Source organism: Saprospira grandis str. Lewin (genome assembly GCF_000250635.1).
Taxonomy (GTDB): domain Bacteria; phylum Bacteroidota; class Bacteroidia; order Chitinophagales; family Saprospiraceae; genus Saprospira; species Saprospira grandis.
This window is the reverse complement of the sequence record NC_016940.1, coordinates 4,234,764-4,251,004: the sequence shown is the minus strand read 5'-3', so window position 1 is coordinate 4,251,004 and position 16,241 is coordinate 4,234,764. Positions and strand designations below refer to the sequence as shown.

Sequence of the window (16,241 nt, the reverse complement as noted above, 5' to 3'; positions counted from 1 at the left end):
TTGATAAAGTTGATGATATGTTAGGAAAGGGTAGATTGAAGGGAGTTTTTTTGTGGGTAGGTGGAGCTGTTTTTTTATCCTCTTGTGAGCAAGGAACACCAGCCGTTCGTCAAGTTAATACCATTCAAGAGCAAGCGAAAGAGGAGTTAGACACTAGTCTGTTTTTATCGATAGAGGATACTGCCTTAGAAGATGCTCCTTCTTACTTTAAAACAATAAAAAAACTAGATAGGCCCTTAGATCTAGTTGCTGAAGATGATATTGAAGGATTTACGGCTGTTTTTACGCCTAATGGTGATAGCGTTAATGATTACTTCCGGCCCTTGCCATATCCTCTTAGCCCTAGGATTGAAATTATTAGTTTTACGATTTATAATCGTTGGGGTAGTATTGTTTTTGACGGAGATCGTTCCAGTTCTATTAAGGGCTGGGATGGTAGAGTCAATGGAGTTTTGCAGGCACAAGATGATTATATTTATGTTTTTAGCTATAAAATAGCTGGTAAAGAAAGGACAAAAAGAGGACGTTTTCGCTTGACTTATTAAGTAATTAGGGTCGCTTCTCCTCATTTAGGTCCAGCAGGCGGCGAAGCCGCAGCGGAGGCCCCAAAACAGCAGCTTCAAAACATATAATATAATACTTATGGATAGTAATAAATAGGGAAGTTTTGAGAAATATCAGATGATAAAGCGTAAATTACTAACACAAATAAAAACAGATATGACAGAGAAAAAATTTGATTTAAATATTGAGAAGATCCTAGAGAGTTGGGAACCTGCACATGCTGTAAGAGAAATTATAGCGAATGCTTTAGATGAGGAACTATTGACAGATACTGAGGAGATAAAGATCTTTAAAAGACCTGATGGAGCTTGGTGTATTAGAGATTTTGGTCGAGGACTTAACTACTTTCATTTGACTCAAAATGAAAATCAAGAAAAGCAAAAACACCCTAAGGTAATAGGGAATTTTGGTATTGGACTAAAGGATGCCTTGGCTACTTTAGATAGAAATTCTATTGATGTTGAAATAAATTCATCGCATCAAAGTTTCCGTACAGCGCGATTAGCTAAGGGAGAATTTGGCGATGTTACAACTCTACATGCAGTGATAGGCCCAGCTAAGTTCCCTGATATGAAAGGGACGGAGTTTATATTGAAAGGGTTGGCGGATGAGGATATGGAGAAAGCCAAACAACTTTTTTTGAGATTCACTGAAAGTAGTTTGATTGAGTCAACATCTAAAGGAGATATTATTGGGCGAGACACTAAAAACGACGCATCATATATCTATATAAATGGTGTAAAGGTTGCGGAAGAGGCTAACTTTTTATTTAGTTATAATATAACCTACCTAGATGCAAAAATTAGAAAGTCACTTAATCGAGAAAGAACAAATGTAGGGCGCAGTGCTTACACTGAAGCAATAAAGAGGATCTTAAAAAAATCAAATTCAAGGATTGCCGCTTTTTTGTTAGCAAATGACCTTAAACGTCTAAGTGAAAATGAATCATTTGACGAGTTGAGTTGGGTAGACGTACAGATTCATGCTATCAGTACTTTAAATGCTTTGGGCGATTATATTTTTGTTACAAATGAAGAGGTAGTTAACAATACAAGTATTATTGATGATGCCAAAAATGAAGGGCGGTCGCTTATTGTTATTCCTAAAAATTTGAAGGCGAAGATTGACAATGTTAAAGATGCCTCTGGAAATGCTATTACTAGCTTAGAAAACTTTTTATCGGCGTATAATGAGAGCTTTTCTTTTGAATTTTGTGAGGCTGATGAGCTATCGGAAAGGAAAAAGTACATATGGAGCTTTTTAGCTGAAATTGTTGATTTGTATGGGGGGCTGCCAGAAAGAGTAAGAGAAATTAAGTTGTCTAAAACTATGAGGAAAACTATCTCAGAAGACAATACTTTGGGCTGTTGGGATCCACTAGAGGATAATATTGTTATTTCAGTAAAGGCATTGGACTCACTCGAATGTTTTGCAGGTACTTTAATGCATGAGTTAGTGCATGCGAAAACCAATTTTCATGATGTAACTCGAGAGTTTGAAAATGAACTAACAGAGCTTATAGGTAAGCTTGCCGTGAAGCTATTAAACTAATTCCAACCCAAAGACCGAGTAGCCCTCAGCTGCTCGGTCTTTTTTTTCCAAAACATATTTTAAATAACTTATTCGTTCTAGCTCTTTTTTTTTGCGAACTTTGCGCCGAACACATATTAAAAATAGAGCATGATGGATTTTGCGGCGCGCAAGCAAGCGCTAATCGATTTGGGGCAATTGTTGGCCTCTGAATATGGGCAGGGAGAAATGCGGAAACATTTCCCGCTGGCTTATCGACAAAATGGTTGGTTTCGGGCAGAGGATAGCCAAAAAGCCTTGGATGCCCTGACCAATAACTATTTGGCCGAGGAGGAACTCAACGCCTTTTTGGCCAATTATCAGCCAGAAGATTATCCCATTAGTAAGCGAGTTGGGCTGGTGCTGGCCGGCAATATTCCCATGGTGGGCATCAAAGATATTTTGCTCTGCTTTTTGGCGGGACATAAGGCCCTCATTAAGTATTCTTCTAAGGATGCCGTGCTGATTCCCGCCCTCTTGGCCCTCTGGAAACAGCAGCAGCCCGCTATTGCACCCTATTTTGAGGTGGTGGACCAACTCAAGAATTTTGATGCCGTCATTGCTACCGGCAGCGATAATTCGGCCCGCTATTTTGAACATTATTTTAGCAAAAAGCCGCATATTATCCGCAAAAACCGTAAATCTGTAGCGGTTTTATCTGGAGAGGAAAGCGAGGAGGAAATCCTGGCCCTAGGTCGCGATATCTTTGATTATTTTGGCCTGGGCTGCCGCTCTGTCGCCAAAATTTATCTGCCTAAAGACTTCAATTTTGAACTCTTTATGCAAAGATTAGAGGCCTTTACGCCCCTAGAACACCATAGCAAATACCGCAATAATTACGACTATAACCGCTCTTTGTACTTGCTCAATGGCCAAGAACATTATGTCAATGCGGTCCTTTCGCTTTTGCCCCTGCCGGCCCTCGAATCTAGAATCGCTAGTCTGCATTATGAGGTCTATAACGATCTGGAAGAGCTAGAACAGCTGCTCGCCAAGGATTGGGACAAGATTCAGGTTGTAGTCAATCAAAGACTCACACTAGCAGGGCCAAGCGTAAAATTTGGGCAGGCTCAACAGCCCAAATGGAGCAATTTTGCCGACGGAAAAGATACCCTAGCCTTTTTGCTAGACCTATAATTTTATTTGATAAAAAGGTCCCTTGACTGTTTCTCAAAAGGGCCAAAAAGGAGATGCAATATGCTTGTATACCTCAGTAGAAAAGAAAGTTTTAATGCCGCTCACCAACTTTGGGTGCCCAGCTGGAGCGATGAGAAAAATTTTGAAATCTTCGGAAAATGCGCCAACAAAAACTTTCATGGCCATAATTATGAGCTTTGGGTGACCCTCAAGGGAAAACCCGATCCCGTTACCGGATTTCTTATGGATGCCAAGGTGCTGGCCAAACTTATGCGCGAAAAAGTAACCGATATTCTGGACCACTCCAATATGAATATGGACCCCAATTTTTTGCCCGAAGGCGTGCTGCCCACTACCGAAAATCTAGTCTATTATATCTGGCAAGAGTTGGCGCCCTTCCTGCCCGATAATTGCCAATTGCATTGCGTGAAATTACAAGAAACACCCAAAATTTATTGCGAGTACTTCGGAGAGTAAACCGCTTTAAATCAGTACTATATAACCAGTTTGTCTGTAAAGATGAGCTGGTTTTTTTGTTTTTGGGGCCTCCGCCTCCCTTCGGTCGTCGGCGCTGCGTTTCGGGGCTCGCAGGTCTGCTCGGCCCTTCGTTTTTTCGCTTTGCTCAAAAAACTCGGTCTGGCCTTCGGCCACCCCTACACATCGCTAGGCCGCACATCATTTTTTCTTGCTTTATGGCAGTCGGCTTCGGCCCTTTTTTTTAAAAAAAGAAAATCTTTAGTCGTAACCTTTGGACCAAAAAGAGATTAAAAGAACAGATGCGCAGCCAAATGTTCTTTTTCCAAAACAAAATTCTAAGCCATTATGAGAAATATCCTTTTTGTTCTCCTTGTTAGCCTGAGCTTCTCCGCTTTTGCTCAAAATTTTGAGCAGTCCGTTTACTTTGAATCAGGCCAAGCCCAATTGACGAAAAAAGCAAAAGCAAAATTAGAACAGCTCTTGGCCGAAAGCCAAGAATATCCCGACCTTGTTTTGGACCTCAAAGGCTTTTGCGATGAAGCGGGTAGCCTGAGCTATAATGAAGATCTCGCCCGAAGAAGAGCCCAAGCTGTGGCTCAATATCTAGAAGCAAACGGCTTAGAAACCGCTAGCTTTTCGCTAACGGCAAAGGGAGAACTCTCTGAAGGCGATTGGGCCGAAAACCGAAGAGTAGAGGTCCGTTTGCAGGTCTTCCAACCCAAAAACTGGAAAGAGTTCTATAGCTTTATGGACCAGCGCATAAAACAGGAGTTTTGGATCAACCCCAATAGAGATACCCTGATCTTTGGGGCCAATGGCAGCCAGTTGTTTATTCCCGCAGGCAGCTTTGTTCGGGCCAATGGCCAAGCTCTCAGCGATGATAAAGTGAAAATAGAACTGCGAGAAGCCCTCAGCCTTAACGATATGTGGATGCAGAATCTACAAACTGTGGCCCCTGGCCATGAACTGATCGAAACAGGCGGCATGGTCAATATTCAGGCCCAAGATCTGAATGATGAGAAGCTACAACTGGCGCCCAAAGCCAGCCTCAACCTTCGCCTTCCTTCCGATGAACCCCTAAACGAAGGCATGCAGGTCTTTTATGCTGATCGAGATATTAGCCAAACCACAGAAGATATTGTCTGGGAAGCCTCTGGGACCAAAGTCAAGAGCTTTAACTTTGAGAAAGATCCCCCCACTTTTAAATTTAATTTGCTAGACCTAGACTCTATTCGCATTATTGCCGCACCGCCCATGCCTAAAATTGAGCATCTTTTGGCTATGCCGCAAAAGCCTGGCGCCCTAGCTCCCCTAGAATATATGGAGCTGCCTGTAGTGGATGAAAAGGCTATCCGTAGCGAAAACCCCAAGAAACGCTTTGAAAGCGGCAAAAAATATGAGGCTCGCATCGCCCAACTGCTCAAAAAGGCCGAAGAACGCCGCCAACGCTTTGAGAAAATCAATGAAGGCAGAGCCAAAAGCTATGCAGCGGCCCAAAAACGCCATAAACAGGCCTTGGCCCAATATGAAATTAACTTGGCCGCTTACTGGGCCCAGCAAGATAGCCTCGACCTCTTGGTCGATTTGGCCAAAAACAATGAAGCTGACATTAACCAATGGATGCTCGACTTTAAATGGTCGGCCGCATTTAGCGAAAGCCTAGTCGGCCTAATTGGCAATACTAAGCAGCTACAACGCTACCAAGCTTACCTAAAGGAAGAATGCCAGCAACTGGGCTTTGAGGAAGAGATGCAAACCCTTTTGGAAATTGAAGAAGCAGCCAAACAACCCGCTATCTTTTTGCAATTGGCTACATCGCTAAAGAAGTGTATTCGGACCAATTACACTTTTAATCGCAATCATAAACTCAATGAGTTGCGCGACAAACTAATGCGAGACCTTCGTGCTATCCAAACTAGAGAGGAGAAAGATGTGCAAAGAAGATTGGCCCTAAGTACTAGCGAAACCCTAAATGGCGTCTACCGACATGCGCATTTGCTCAATAAAATGATTGCCAACTATAATGAGGTCCTTTCACTGACTGGCTTTAATAAACAAGCCGAGGAACTGCAGCAGTTTGTGGACCAACTAGACAAAATCTATCAGAAAGTCATTGCCGCTAAAATAGAAAGAGGGCAGATCTCTCCCGACTTTCAGCGCCGATATGTTGTCAATAGTATGCAGATTAACCGCTTAGGCTGGATTAACTGCGACCGTTTCCTAGACCTAAAGGAAGAAGAGAAAATGCTGGCCCAAATTAAGGTGGAAAAAGCCCCTAAATTAAAAGCTGCTGAGCGACTAAGTACCACCTTCAGCAAAACTCGTGGAGTGATGCAGATGTATTATAATAAAGAAACAAAAAGCTATCAAACGCCTGGAGAGGTAGACCGCAGCCAAAAAATGAAGATTACTGCTTTGCGCTTTAAAGAAAATGGGGGGCTAGAACTGGCCCAACTGAGTACTTTTCCGGATGATTTGGCCCAGAAAAAACTGAATTATCGGCCCATTAGCTTCTCTGAACTCCGACAGCTAAAGCCTTAATAAATTAACCTTCACTAGCTATTTTAAGCCCTCTACGGAGGGCTTTTTATGGTCTAAGCTTAACTTTTTCCACCTTAAACTACTGTCCTAATTTTTGGGGTAAGAGTAGTCTGAAAAAGCGAACAAGGACTAGTGGAACAGAAAATCCCCTCGAATGAGGGGATGACGATTTTTTAGCTAGCCTAGGGCCATGCTCATATAAAGGATGTCCAAAAAGTTCATTTCATGAGGGTTTCAACCCTCATTCATACATCATTGCGAAGCAATACCGTTGTTGTATGGCTGTGGGTTTTAACCTACAGGCCCATATAGCAGGCCCGAAGGGCCGCAGGCAAAGGCCAAATGAAAGCCCTGCCACTTCTATCCTTTGCTTTAATTTCTTGCTATTCTGCGTTATTTTTCTCAGCCATAGCTAGGGCTATGCCTTTAAAAAATGCCTTGACTAGCCTGAAATTTTTATCAAAGGATGGCCGAAGCGCAGAACTTCCATTCGGCCTAGGGGCCTGAAAGGGGGCCGCGCAGCGGCAGACCAGAACAAGCCCTTTAGGGCGCAGTTCAACGACCAAAGGGAGTAACCGAAGGTGCGTAGCACCGAAGCGCAGGGCCGAGCAGACCTGCGAGCCCTGCAAGGGCCCGGCCGCCTTCGGCGGCAGGCCCCAAAAAAACAGTAATTTAATCGCCATCATCGGTATTATCGGCATAAGTGATATTGATGCAAAGGACGGCGGGAAGGTCTGTTTTGAGATAGACCACTTGGTTTTGGGCCTGAGCATAAGCGCTTTTGCAGGCCTCAAAATTATTGCGGATATTGTCGGCTAGGCTTTGCCCATTTAGGGCATCGAGGGCGCTGCTGGCCGCATCAAACTGCTCATTGATGAGTTGGCTAAGTGGGCGGCCATCCTTTTGAACTGCCGTAGCATCCAGATAATCATCTAGTCCTTGGCCATTGCCACCATTAAAAAGGGCCTGACTGGCGTTTAGGGTAGTTTGGGCCAAAATAAGCGACTGGCCGCTATAGTAGGCCTCCGTTTTTTCGGGTGCTGCAATATAGCTGACCTTGGCGCCTACGGGCGTTCCCAACTTATTATTTTTGAACAGCTCGTAATTTTGGTTGAGCTGGTTGACCAAAAGGCTGAGGGGGCTGCCCACGGCTAGTCCTTCGGTGGTTTTAAAGCTATTGGCATAGGCGCTCCAGCCGTCTTGGGTCCAATCTACTTTTTGCTTGATTTGCTGGCAAACAGCCTTGAGGTAATTTTGTCGGGCGGTATCGGCAAACTCATTTAGAATTTGGGTCTCGCTATCGTGATGCAGCAGATAATCGAGAGCGGGAAAGCCGCGGGTATAGGCAAAGGAATCAATTTCGAGGTTGTAAGTTTGGCTGCTAATCGCATACTCTAGGCGGCTCGTAAAAACCGGATAATTATTGAGGCTACTGCGCAATTGGTAATCTGCGGCGGGACCAAACTCATAGATTTTGGCGTTTTGGAAAGCGATATTGGCCGACAGCCAACTGCTTTTGAGGGCCTGAAGTTTGCTGGCATCGGGCTGGGCACAAAAAGCATTTACCGCATCATTTAGGCTGTCTACTTTAGTTTGTAGATTGTTATAGGCGGGCGAAATAAAATTATCGGCTACATTTTCGAGCAGGGCCAATTGGTCAAATTCTACAGCACAGGGGTCTTCGGTTTCTGAGCCACAGCTAAAGAGGCTAAAGAGCAGGGCGGCCAGACATAAACCGCCTTGGTAGTAGTTGAAATTGAGCATAAATGGATGGTTGTGAATTGCTGAAAATATAAAAACTGCCCAGCGCCGAAGCGCCGAGCAGCCAAGAGAATGAACAAAAAACAAAAAACTAGGCTTAAAGTTGGTCCTGAACGCTAGCTAAGGCCGGAAAAGCATTGACCAAAGCGGTCTTTGCAGCCTGAAGGTTAGCGCTTGTACTGTTATATAGATTGGCTTGTAGTGGATCGGCATGGTTGCCAACTTGAACCAAAATAGCATCTACATCAGCAGTGCTAAGCGTTTGTAGTCCGCCAAATTTGAGGCCGTAAACAAAGGCATAAGCTTCTGATAGCGCGTGATGAGCGGCGGCGGCATCATCGCTAAGGTTAGCGATTCCCTTATTGATATAATGTAGGGCAGAGCCGGCCAAAACCAGTTCCCATTGTTCGCGAGCGATAGCAATTTGAGCATCGCGTTCGTCTAGATCTTGGGCAGAAATAGCGGCACGGCCCTCAATCAAGGCATTCATCAAGTTGGTTCCTGTGCTCAAATAAGTTTCGCGGCTACCGTCGGCATATTTGCCCCAAAAGCGGATGCCAGTTGTATTGCTAGGGTAGTCGGTAGGCGCCCCAAAATAGCCAAAGGCCTCATCCCAATGGTGTTCCATTTCGGTCCCTTCGCCTTCCACTACGGTTTCATTGTCTACATCCATTTTTCCGCTGCCCATATAAACGGCCGTGGCTTGATAGTAGAAACAAGCGCCCATAATTCCTTTTTCGATCACTTGAGCCAGCTCCAAACCATTGGCATTGAGCAAGTAGCTGCTTGCGCCATCATTGGTTTGCATGATCCCGGCTTGTCCGCTGCTAGCCGTGCTATCGGTATACATACTAGCTGTGGCAAGCGCATCCATCAGGTCTTCCATAAGCGTCTGCTCTGTAGAAACCGTCTTGCTTTTAAGCTGCTTGCTGCTTGCATTGAGATCTGCATCAGCAAAGGGATCATTTTGGTTAGCAAACATATCCTTCATGCTGTTGGCATCCAAGGCATTTGCGCTCAGAGCACTAGCCGATTTGGCATAAGCGGCTAGTTCGCCCAACATATCGAGGCGGTCTGTTTGTCCGCTATAACTAACGTTCTCAAAGCTGTAAGTTTCGGGCACATCATAGCTGTCATCGTCTTTTTTACAAGAGCTAAGACCGAGGCCAAAAACGGCCAAAATAAGTAGGGCTTTTTGTAAGCTCGCTAAATTCATAAGAGGTTATATTTTTATGATAAGAATAACTTAACGGCTGCAAATTTATGCTTATCTAAACTAATTCCAAATAAAAATAAGCTTTTTTTAGATGGATTTTTGGGGCCCGCGGCCAGCAAGCTGGCCGCCGCTATGCTGCGGGGCTCACAGGTCTGTTCGGCCCTTCGCAAAACTTCGCTAGCGCTCGTTTTGCTCGGTCTGGCCTTCGGCCACCCGCTCCGCAGCGCTGGGCCTGCGGCGGCTTTGCCGCCTTTAGCACATCGGTCTTTTTTCTTTTGGCTGTTTTCTTCGGCGGCTGGGTAGTTTTGGCCCATGGGCTAAAGCCCATGCTTGTGGGGCTATGCAAACTGGCGGGCTAAAGCCCTTGTTTGCTATAAATGATATGGGCCGAAGGTTAAAACCATCGGCCCATTTTATTGTGCATGGGGCTGATCCTCTCAAAGAGTTACTTTAGTTAGAGCGTTATTTTTTTTGAAAAAGCCTTAGCTTTAAGGGCCGGGGAGAAATTGGGCTTTTTCAAACATTTGAACTAGAAAGAACTTTATGCCGATTAAAATCAATCTACCTTATATGCTCAGAGTTAGCATTGCTGTTTTTGGGGGTATTTCTTTTTTGCTTGCCTGTTCGAGTAAAGAGGAGAAGAAATTTAGGAGCAAAGGAGACCCTGCTTGTGATTTTTGTATGTCCAAAGTTTATGAGGCTATTGATGAACCTTGTAGAAATCATTTAGATAGTCAGGTGTATAGAATAACGTATATACCTGCAAAAGATAGTGGTTTGGGAGCGCTTGTTCATTTAATTCGATTAGTAGAGTTGGATACCAGAGATGAGGTTAAGCTGATCGAGAAGAAAATTGAGTTTCGCTATTGGCCAGAATGTTATGATGAATTTAGGTATTATGAGGTGGTAAAAAATGTGCTTAAGAAAAAGAATATAGCTTCTTTGTATCGTCCATTGATTGGACAGCTCAAACAGGATCCCAAGACGATAACCCTTGGTGAAGCTTGTTTTATTCTAGAGGGCTTTGGCGCTGAAGATGTCTTTGTGGGCGCGGAGCAAAACCCTAATAAATTTAATGAATTATTAAGGCTCAGAGATACTTTGAGTTGGAGTATTTTAAATACGTTTTAGTCAATGTGTAAAGGAGTGCGATAAGACTCTTTTTTGTCTAGGCCTAGCTATTGTTGAGCAGGCTTAAATATTGGCGATTTTTTAGCTAGAAACTCCAGCTTAAATGAAGGGATGTTCTGTTTAAGTGTTGGGGTGGGCACAGTACTCAGATAAAGTTATTTCTTAATGTATATAATAGTTTGTTTGATGATTGTTCAAAAAGGGATGCTATTGATGTTTATGATGCTGTGTAATAACCTTTTAGGGCAGGAAAGGGTGTATGTTAAAACAGATACAATTAACCTTGATAATGTGTTAGGGATAGAGCAGTGTCAGTTGTTTTCAAATATAAATGTAGATTCGATGATTGTTTCTAAATGTGAAATAGTTCATTCAGAGGCTATTATCCTTCTCGCAAAATCAGATTGCGAAAACTACTTTTATGTTTATGATTATTATGTGAGAGATTCTTCAGGTCTAAGTTGTTTAGATCAACGAATAGAAGAAGCTTGTATCAGAAGGAGTTTGATAGGAGTTAAGTTTTATCCAAAATTTTTTTCTATCAAAGGGGAGTTAAAAGAGGAAGATTTTTTTCTATTGAAGCTGAAAAAAATATATGATTGATTACGTTGGTCTGTAGTGATTTTCTATAGGCCTCCCGCCTTTGGCGGGCGCTACGTTTCGGGGCTCGCTGTTCGCTCGGCCCTGCGCGGGCTTCGCCCGCTTGGTCTGGCCTATGGCCACCCCTGCACATCGCTAGGCCGTTTGGCCTTCGGCCATGGCGGCTTTGCCGCCTGCCATTCATCGCCTAGGGACAAGCCCCTAGGCTAATCCAATGGAGTCAGCCCTAAAGGGCCTCAAATTATGATCTACGTCTTTGCTCAGTTGTTATCGTAAAGAAGGACCATATCCAAAGGCCCTCTTTAGAGGGCTGTCTGAAAAAGCTAGCCTAGGGGCTTGTCCCTAGGCGGTTATTGGCATTTTGCATATGAGCGGTTTATCAGTACAATGAAGAAAATATTGCGCTGGTCGATGACAAAGATAGCCTGTATTTAGAGGAGCTACATTTATATGGCTCTGCCCGTTTGGGAATCTTGAAAAAAGCCTTAGCTTTAAGGTATCGGGATGAGTCGGGGACCCTTGGTTTGCCTGCTGGGAGCCTGCTCAAAACCACTTTGGCGCAAAGCAGCTACCAGCAACTTGAGCTGGGCCGCCGCCGCTATGAGCTGTCCAACCATTTAGGCAACGTACTGGCTACGGTCAGTGATAAATCTTTGGGTCAAGACAGCAGCCAAACTGGACAGGCAGATTATTATTTGGCGCAGGTTTCTTCTGCAAGTTTGTAGAACTCATTTGAAAGCGACGTTCTTGAAGGGCTTGAGTAATAATTTTGTGGGTCTTCTAGGCATTTTTTGACGGGATAGCAGCGCTATCGTGGAGAAAAATAACGACGAAGGACGCAAAATTAGCTTTCAAGTCCAAGAACAGTTGTTTTTAAATGAGTTCAAAATCCCTTTGGTTGGGAAATGCCTGGCCGTAAGTTTGTGAGTGGGGAGGAGTATCGTTTTGGGTTTAATGGGCAAGAGGAGGAAATCCTGAGATTGCAGATGGAAACCTTGACTTTGGCGCAAGAAATTATGATGGGAGAATTGGCCGATGGTGGTCTGTGGATCCTTATAAGTCAATTTATTCTAATATAAGCCCATATGTCTTTGCTCTAAACTCTCCAATTAAACTACTGGACGAAAATGGAGGTTATGTTGTAGATGAAGATGGAAATATAATTTTCACACCAACAGGAAAAGTTGAATTTCACGATCAGGGAGATCTAGACGGGATGACTTCCGTAAATGGTGCGAGACAAGAAATTAACCAAGAAATTAAGCGAATGCACAAGGAAGGTACATTAACCTATAAGACAATAGTAAATACAAAAGCAGATGCTCATGTTTATGGATATTATGCTCAAGAAGGATATATTCTAGCAGATGATGGTTCAAAAGTAAAAGTTAAGTTAGTAACAGATGGAAATGTTTATAATGCAGTAATTACCTATACAGGTGCAGTAAAAAATCAGAGACCCGTGATCTCTAAGGAAAGTATAACTGTAGATAAGAATAACCCTAGACCCAAGAATAGTGCGCCTACCCCAATGCTTAAACAGAAAGTCCCTTAGTTTAAGGTGGAGGTTCTTCAGGGAGGGGAGCTAGCTCCCCTCCCTAGAGAAGATGCTGAAGAAAAATATCTTGAGGAGTTTTATATCCTAAAGAACTATGAAGCCTGTGATTGTTATAATAATTAAAATACTCTTTAAGTCCTTTGTGTAAATCTAAAACCATTTTCATAAGCTCTCAAATAAATATGCTCATATTTTACGGACCACCATAATCTTTCTACAAACACATTATCTAAGGCGCGGCCTTTTCCATCCATGCTGATCTTAATTCCTCTGTTGAGCAACTCAGACGTAAATTCTAGAGAAGTAAATTGGGCTCCTTGATCAGAATTAAATATTTCTGGCTGCCCCCATTTCCAAGCTTCGTCCAGAGCCTCTAGACAAAATCGCTTATCCATGCTGTTCGAAATCCGCCAGCTCAAAACATATCGACTATACCAATCCATGACAACGGTTAAGTACATAAAACCCGCTTGCATAGGAATATAAGTAATGTCAGTTGCCCAAACTTCATTTGAACGGCTCACTTTTAGGCCTCGAAGTAAATAAGGGTATTTCTTATGGCTTTTAGCTGATAATGAGGTGTTTGGCTTAGGTAAAACAGATCGAATATTCATCTTTTTCATCAAGCGAGCAACTCGTTTTTTGTTACAAGTCAAGCCTGAGGCCCTTAAATACTCGGTCATCCTAGGGTAGCCCCATTCTGGATGTGACAGATGAAACTCGTCAATTTTACGCATCAGCTTTAAGTTTTCTGCACTTTCGCCCACAGCTTGATAGTAGTATTTTGATCGGGAAACCGACATTAACTCACATTGCCGAGCTATGCTAAGTCCTTCTAATACTGCTATTTGGCTCAGTCTTAAAGCTTCATCACATTCCTCTATATTTTTTTTTAAGCCAGTCTAGCTCAAACTGCAACTTGCCTATTTGCTCATATAAACGGGCTTCTTTTTCTTCATCAGCATCCACTTTGGGCCCTCGCTTTTTTTCATAAAGCAAAAAACTATTGGCCAAAAGTTCTTTCTTCCAGGCCGATATTTGATTTGCATGTAGCTCATATTTTGTCGCTAATTCTGCCAAGGTCAATTGCTCTTTTAGCGCTTCTAAGGCTACTTTTGCCTTAAATTTAGAACTGAAATTACGGCGCTTCTTTCTCATCTCTTTTGTAATTTAGTGCTTCATTATACGACTTTTTTTCTTGCGTTTTTCCACCTTAAACTACTGTCCTAATTTTGGGGGTAAGGGCATGCCTTAAATTTAGAACTGAAATTACGGCGCTTCTTTCTCATCTCTTTTGTAATTTAGTGCTTCATTATACGACTTTTTTTCTTGCGTTTTTCCACCTTAAACTACTGTCCTAATTTTGGGGGTAAGGGCATAGTGCTACACCTAATTGTGCAGGAGATTGTTTATTGGATGGAAAATTTGTACTTCATACTTACTCAGCAGATGGTGCGCCAGCTGAAGAGTTGCTAGAGGGAGATAGTTATGAACGTAATATTAGTGATCCCCAAAAAGGAGATGTTGGAATATATTATCTTGGTAGTAGAATGGAACATGTAGAAAAGTACGAATCATCAAAGACTGTGAGTTCTAAGGGAGGAGTGGGGTTGAAACAGACTGGACTGTCTCCTCAAAAAACATGGGAGGAAAAAAAATTTGATCGATATGAGGTAGTCCGGAAGTCTAATTTAGAAAATACTAAAGTAAGTACGAAGGAAGGGAGTATTAACAATGGGGTGCGTACTGTTAATCAAGTCCAGTTTGACAAAATTCAACAAAAGGTAAAAGGGCAATAATATGAAGTCTATATATAAAATATATCTACTAGTAACTATTATTTTAATAGGAGGTCTTTTTACAAAGGTATCTTCTCAAGAAATGAAAAAAAATATAGAGATAGATAGTTTAGTTATTAGTATCTCTTATGCAAAAGAAAATCTCTTATTAGTTGAAAATAAATACCTACTAATAGAAGACTTATTGAGATACGAAGGAGATACACGAGAAAATCCTTCATGGCAGACAAGTTTCAGCCCTGTTCCGGATAGTTTGAGAGGCTCAGATTCAAGAGAGAGGCTTGCTACATCAAATCAAGCAGTAGCGTTGTATTTAATTGAAAGCCTTTTGAAAGATGATTTTTACTTTAATAGAAACCAAACTTGTTTACTATATAAAAGCAGTAAATCTAGTAAAGCACAACGATTGTATAATTTGGGGGACTATAGTGATTATATTTTATTAGATAAAGGACTAGATGAACAGAGAGTTGTATTAAATGAAGAGCATTATAAAAAAGTTTTTTGCTATTATAGAGAATGGCTAGTGAGTACTAAAAATAAAAAAGTAAAATTTGAAAACTTAAAAATTGAAGATAAGAATCCTTTAGAGAAAACGAATTATGGATGGAATATGCAAAAATTTAGGTAAATAGGTATTCGTTTGTACTAGTAGCATCAACCATCTTCAGACCAGTAGCCCATACACATTGATGTGTAGTTGGGGCTGTAGCCTGCCCAAAAAAGCAACCATTAGTTATAGAAAATAATTATCTTAAAGAACAAAAACTAAAAGGATGCGAAAAAGTAAATTCACGGAAAAGCAGAAGTTATCAATTTTAGCTGAGCACGACAGCGGCCTTAGCGTGGCAGATTTGTGTAGAAAGCACCAAATAAGCCCAGCCACTTTCTATAAATGGAAAAGATCCAAAGAGCAAGAAGTTGACGATAAAGAGCGTTTAATCAAGGAATTAGAGGCCCAAAATACTCGTTTAAAAAAGATGTATGCAGACTTAAGCATGAATTATGAAATTTTAGAAGAGGGCTATGTAATGGCAAAAAAGCACTTAACCCCAAAAGACAAGAAAGAGTCATAGACGAGCTGTCCAAGAAGTACAGTGTGCGTCGAATCTGTGTCGTTTTGGGGTTTCGTCGTCAAACATACTATAAACGAAAGTCAGGTCATCGGCCAGAAGTAGTCGATGATCAAATCGCTAAATTACTGCATGAAGTCACGAAAGAATATTTAGCTTGGGGCTTTTGGAAGGTTTTTCATTACATTAGAAATCAAGGTGTTATCTTCAATCATAAGAAGGTGTATAGAATCTGGAAGAGAGAAAAATTAAACTTAAGACAGCGCCCAAAGCGTCAGCGTATTCGCCGAAAATTTGAACCTATCTCTTTGCCCAAGGAGGTAAATAAGGGTTGGTCTATGGATTTTTTAAGCGATTGGGTCATGAGCTCAGATAAGAAATCGGTCCGAATTATCAACATTATGGATGAGACCTCAAGGCGAGCTTTGTGGACAGAAGCCCATCAAAGTATCTCTGCAAAAAAGCTTACTGATGTACTTGATAAAGTACTGGATTACAGAGGTAAACCTGACTATATTCGTTGCGATAATGGGCCAGAATTCATCTCTAAAAAGTTAGCTGCTTGGGCCCAAAAACATGATATTGAATTAAAGTTCATCCAGCCAGGAAAACCTACCCAAAATGCATTTATTGAGCGATTAAATAAAACTTTGAGAACAGAGTGTTTAAACTTATCTTGGTTCCACTCTTTAGAAGAACTAAATGAGGAAATTCAAAATTGGTTTCAGCACTACAATTTTAATCGTCCCCACCAAAGTCTGGGAAATATTAGCCCATATGACTTTGAAAGGACGATGTTAGATGTATAGTATTTT

The 16,241-nt window shown here is 42.0% G+C and carries 16 protein-coding genes and 1 pseudogene; 14 read left to right on the top strand and 3 right to left on the bottom strand.

The genetic code is table 11. The features are described 5' to 3' along the window. Window positions 1-17 precede the first annotated feature (17 nt). The 5 genes from SGRA_RS18815 (at window position 18) to SGRA_RS18790 (ending at window position 6,288) form a co-directional block, all read left to right on the top strand. Window positions 18-545: a T9SS type B sorting domain-containing protein gene (locus SGRA_RS18815; RefSeq protein ID WP_015694420.1), complete on the top strand. Its 528-nt coding sequence runs from the start codon at window positions 18-20 to the stop codon at window positions 543-545. Between the two features lie 136 nt (window positions 546-681). Continuing rightward, a complete protein-coding gene (locus SGRA_RS18810; RefSeq protein ID WP_222831692.1) occupies window positions 682-2,115 on the top strand; it encodes an ATP-binding protein in 1,434 nt (477 codons plus the stop codon). A gap of 129 nt (window positions 2,116-2,244) precedes the next feature. Then, entirely contained in the window at window positions 2,245-3,270 is a 1,026-nt protein-coding gene (locus tag SGRA_RS18805) for an acyl-CoA reductase (protein ID WP_245538594.1), read from the top strand. 60 nt (window positions 3,271-3,330) lie between these two features. Then, entirely contained in the window at window positions 3,331-3,747 is a 417-nt protein-coding gene (locus SGRA_RS18800) for a 6-pyruvoyl trahydropterin synthase family protein (RefSeq protein WP_015694416.1), read from the top strand. 345 nt (window positions 3,748-4,092) lie between these two features. Continuing rightward, window positions 4,093-6,288: an OmpA family protein gene (locus tag SGRA_RS18790; protein WP_015694414.1), complete on the top strand. Its 2,196-nt coding sequence runs from the start codon at window positions 4,093-4,095 to the stop codon at window positions 6,286-6,288. A 672-nt stretch (window positions 6,289-6,960) separates the two neighbouring features. On the opposite strand, the gene SGRA_RS18780 is transcribed toward SGRA_RS18790, so the two are convergent. Together SGRA_RS18780 and SGRA_RS18775 are read right to left on the bottom strand one after the other, a co-directional pair. Continuing rightward, on the bottom strand, window positions 6,961-8,052 hold the full coding sequence (locus tag SGRA_RS18780) for an imelysin family protein (protein ID WP_015694412.1): 1,092 nt from the start codon (window positions 8,050-8,052) through the stop codon (window positions 6,961-6,963). Between the two features lie 94 nt (window positions 8,053-8,146). Beyond that, window positions 8,147-9,265: a DUF4856 domain-containing protein gene (locus SGRA_RS18775; RefSeq protein ID WP_015694411.1), complete on the bottom strand. Its 1,119-nt coding sequence runs from the start codon at window positions 9,263-9,265 to the stop codon at window positions 8,147-8,149. A gap of 543 nt (window positions 9,266-9,808) precedes the next feature. On the opposite strand from SGRA_RS18775, the gene SGRA_RS18765 reads away from it, so the two are divergent. The 5 genes from SGRA_RS18765 (at window position 9,809) to SGRA_RS18750 (ending at window position 12,551) form a co-directional block, all read left to right on the top strand. Further along, on the top strand, window positions 9,809-10,396 hold the full coding sequence (locus SGRA_RS18765; protein ID WP_245538593.1) for a hypothetical protein: 588 nt from the start codon (window positions 9,809-9,811) through the stop codon (window positions 10,394-10,396). A gap of 186 nt (window positions 10,397-10,582) precedes the next feature. Further along, window positions 10,583-10,999 carry a hypothetical protein gene (locus tag SGRA_RS18760; protein WP_041330002.1) on the top strand — a complete coding sequence of 139 codons (417 nt, stop codon included), beginning with the start codon at window positions 10,583-10,585 and terminating at the stop codon, window positions 10,997-10,999. 461 nt (window positions 11,000-11,460) lie between these two features. Further along, window positions 11,461-11,721 (top strand): hypothetical protein, encoded by a 261-nt coding sequence (locus SGRA_RS18755; protein ID WP_015694407.1) that lies wholly within the window; start codon window positions 11,461-11,463, stop codon window positions 11,719-11,721. Window positions 11,722-11,901: 180 nt separating this feature from the next. Further along, entirely contained in the window at window positions 11,902-12,075 is a 174-nt protein-coding gene (locus tag SGRA_RS24215; RefSeq protein ID WP_015694406.1) for a hypothetical protein, read from the top strand. Continuing rightward, window positions 12,042-12,551, top strand: coding sequence for a hypothetical protein (locus SGRA_RS18750; protein ID WP_041329782.1), 510 nt, complete (start codon window positions 12,042-12,044; stop codon window positions 12,549-12,551). Before SGRA_RS24215 ends, SGRA_RS18750 begins: the two co-directional genes overlap by 34 nt. A 43-nt stretch (window positions 12,552-12,594) precedes the next feature. Here the strand turns inward: SGRA_RS18750 and SGRA_RS24345 are convergent. Beyond that, window positions 12,595-13,712 (bottom strand): annotated as a pseudogene (locus SGRA_RS24345) (IS3 family transposase). Window positions 13,713-13,966: 254 nt separating this feature from the next. On the opposite strand from SGRA_RS24345, the gene SGRA_RS23645 reads away from it, so the two are divergent. The 4 genes from SGRA_RS23645 (at window position 13,967) to SGRA_RS18720 (ending at window position 16,235) form a co-directional block, all read left to right on the top strand. Then, a complete protein-coding gene (locus SGRA_RS23645) occupies window positions 13,967-14,353 on the top strand; it encodes a hypothetical protein (RefSeq protein ID WP_015694402.1) in 387 nt (128 codons plus the stop codon). Window position 14,354: 1 nt separating this feature from the next. After that, window positions 14,355-14,984, top strand: coding sequence for a hypothetical protein (locus tag SGRA_RS18730; RefSeq protein WP_015694401.1), 630 nt, complete (start codon window positions 14,355-14,357; stop codon window positions 14,982-14,984). Window positions 14,985-15,129: 145 nt separating this feature from the next. After that, entirely contained in the window at window positions 15,130-15,429 is a 300-nt protein-coding gene (gene tnpA / locus SGRA_RS18725) for an IS66 family insertion sequence element accessory protein TnpA (RefSeq protein WP_015691370.1), read from the top strand. Further along, window positions 15,426-16,235 (top strand): IS3 family transposase, encoded by an 810-nt coding sequence (locus SGRA_RS18720; protein WP_041329494.1) that lies wholly within the window; start codon window positions 15,426-15,428, stop codon window positions 16,233-16,235. Before tnpA ends, SGRA_RS18720 begins: the two co-directional genes overlap by 4 nt. Window positions 16,236-16,241: the final 6 nt, after the last annotated feature.

Bases quoted from the DNA above. Each gene is read 5' to 3' on its own strand.
- SGRA_RS18815 (WP_015694420.1), top strand. From the start codon at position 18: ATGTTAGGAAAGGGTAGATTGAAGGGAGTTTTTTTGTGGGTAGGTGGA.
- SGRA_RS18810 (WP_222831692.1), top strand. From the start codon at position 682: ATGATAAAGCGTAAATTACTAACACAAATAAAAACAGATATGACAGAG.
- SGRA_RS18805 (WP_245538594.1), top strand. From the start codon at position 2,245: ATGATGGATTTTGCGGCGCGCAAGCAAGCGCTAATCGATTTGGGGCAA.
- SGRA_RS18800 (WP_015694416.1), top strand. From the start codon at position 3,331: ATGCTTGTATACCTCAGTAGAAAAGAAAGTTTTAATGCCGCTCACCAA.
- SGRA_RS18790 (WP_015694414.1), top strand. From the start codon at position 4,093: ATGAGAAATATCCTTTTTGTTCTCCTTGTTAGCCTGAGCTTCTCCGCT.
- SGRA_RS18780 (WP_015694412.1), bottom strand. From the start codon at position 8,052: ATGCTCAATTTCAACTACTACCAAGGCGGTTTATGTCTGGCCGCCCTG.
- SGRA_RS18775 (WP_015694411.1), bottom strand. From the start codon at position 9,265: ATGAATTTAGCGAGCTTACAAAAAGCCCTACTTATTTTGGCCGTTTTT.
- SGRA_RS18765 (WP_245538593.1), top strand. From the start codon at position 9,809: ATGCCGATTAAAATCAATCTACCTTATATGCTCAGAGTTAGCATTGCT.
- SGRA_RS18760 (WP_041330002.1), top strand. From the start codon at position 10,583: ATGATTGTTCAAAAAGGGATGCTATTGATGTTTATGATGCTGTGTAAT.
- SGRA_RS24215 (WP_015694406.1), top strand. From the start codon at position 11,902: ATGCCTGGCCGTAAGTTTGTGAGTGGGGAGGAGTATCGTTTTGGGTTT.
- SGRA_RS18730 (WP_015694401.1), top strand. From the start codon at position 14,355: ATGAAGTCTATATATAAAATATATCTACTAGTAACTATTATTTTAATA.
- tnpA (WP_015691370.1), top strand. From the start codon at position 15,130: ATGCGAAAAAGTAAATTCACGGAAAAGCAGAAGTTATCAATTTTAGCT.